We start from the raw sequence: 1,791 nt of genomic DNA, 5'->3' as shown, positions 1-1,791 counted from the left end.
GGCGATCGCCGCGGGCGGCCGGTTCGCCTGCGGTGGTGGCCGGCCGGCCGACCGCGACAAGGGGTTCTTCATCGAGCCCACCGTGATCGCCGGCCTCGACAACGGCGCGAAGGTCGCGCGGGAAGAGATCTTCGGACCCGTGCTGACGGTCATCGCGCACGACGGGGACGACGACGCGGTCCGCATCGCGAACGACTCGCCGTACGGCCTGTCCGGCACGGTGTTCTCGGGCGACGACGAGCGTGCCGCGGGGATAGCCGCACGGCTGCGCGTCGGCACGGTCAACATCAACGGCGGCGTCTGGTACTCGGCGGACATGCCGTTCGGGGGCTACAAGCAATCCGGGATCGGCCGGGAGATGGGGCTCGCTGGCTTCGAGGAGTACCTCGAGACCAAGGCGATTGCCACGCTAGCGAATTAAGGAGATACCAGTGGGACTGTACGGCGATCAGTTCAAGGAGAAGGTGGCGATCGTCACCGGTGCCGGTGGTGGCATCGGCCAGGCGTACGCGGAGGCGCTGGCGCGTGAGGGCGCGGCCGTCGTCGTCGCCGACATCAACGTCGAGGGTGCCCAGAAGGTGGCCGACGGGATCAATGGGGAGGGCGGCACCGCGCTCGCCGTGCGGGTGGACGTCAGCGATCCCGATTCTGCGAAGGAGATGGCCGCGCAGACCCTTTCCGAGTTCGGCGGTATCGACTACCTGGTGAACAACGCCGCGATCTTCGGCGGGATGAAGCTCGACTTTCTGGTCACCGTCGACTGGGACTACTACAAGAAGTTCATGAGCGTGAACATGGACGGCGCGCTGCTGTGTACCCGTGCCGTCTACCGCAAGATGGCCAAGCGTGGCGGCGGCGCCATCGTCAACCAGTCCTCCACCGCGGCGTGGCTGTACTCGAACTTCTACGGTCTGGCCAAGGTCGGCATCAATGGCCTGACCCAGCAGTTGGCCACCGAACTCGGCGGACAGAACATCCGGATCAACGCCATCGCGCCGGGGCCCATCGACACCGAGGCCAACCGGACGACGACGCCGCAGGAGATGGTCGCCGACATCGTCAAGGGAATTCCGTTGTCGCGCATGGGTGAGGTAGACGATCTGACCGGTATGTGCCTGTTCCTGCTTTCGGATCAAGCGAAGTGGATCACGGGGCAGATCTTCAACGTCGACGGAGGCCAGATCATCCGATGAGCACCGATTTGAAGCTGGGGTACATCGGGCTGGGGAACCAGGGCGCGCCGATGGCGAAGCGGCTCGTCGACTGGCCCGGTGGACTGATCGTCTTCGACGTCCGCGCCGAGTCGATGACCCCGCTCGCCGAAGCCGGCGCCAACCTGGCGGACAGCGTCGCTGACGTGGCCGTCGCCGACGTGATCAGCGTGACCGTGCTGACCGACGAGCAGGTCCGCACCGTCGTCACCGAACTCGCCGCCCACGCCAAGCCTGGCACGGTGATCGCGATCCACTCGACGATCGAGCCCACCACGGCCGCCGAGCTCGCCGACCAGTTGCATCCCAAGGGGATTCACGTCGTCGATGCGCCCGTGAGCGGTGGCGCCGGCGCGGCGGCCAAGGGCGAGTTGGCCGTCATGGTCGGGGCGGACGACGACGCGTACGAGAAGGTCAAACCCGTGTTCAAGCAGTGGGCGTCGATGGTGGTCCGCGCCGGCGAGCCGGGAGCGGGTACCCGGATGAAGCTGGCCAGAAACATGCTGACCTACATCGGTTTCGCCGCTGCGTGCGAGGCATCGAAGCTGGCGGAGGCGGCTGGCATCGACCTGCAGAAGCT

Annotated in this window: 3 protein-coding genes; all 3 read left to right on the top strand. The window is 66.6% G+C overall.

What is annotated here, in order from left to right; all coding sequences use genetic code 11:
- Window positions 1-421, top strand: a 421-nt coding sequence (locus tag ACRDUX_RS12525; protein WP_526414341.1) for an aldehyde dehydrogenase family protein, incomplete at its 5' end; no start/stop codon positions are given.
- 10 nt (window positions 422-431) lie between these two features.
- Window positions 432-1,193 carry an SDR family oxidoreductase gene (locus tag ACRDUX_RS12520; RefSeq protein ID WP_526414339.1) on the top strand — a complete coding sequence of 254 codons (762 nt, stop codon included), beginning with the start codon at window positions 432-434 and terminating at the stop codon, window positions 1,191-1,193.
- The coding region (locus tag ACRDUX_RS12515) for an NAD(P)-dependent oxidoreductase (protein ID WP_526414337.1) at window positions 1,190-1,791 on the top strand (602 nt) is incomplete at its 3' end. The genes ACRDUX_RS12520 and ACRDUX_RS12515, both read left to right, overlap by 4 nt.

The sequence above is a fragment of the Mycobacterium sp. genome, assembly GCF_050701675.1.
Lineage (GTDB): Bacteria > Actinomycetota > Actinomycetes > Mycobacteriales > Mycobacteriaceae > Mycobacterium.
This window is presented reverse-complemented; position numbering and strand designations above follow the sequence as displayed.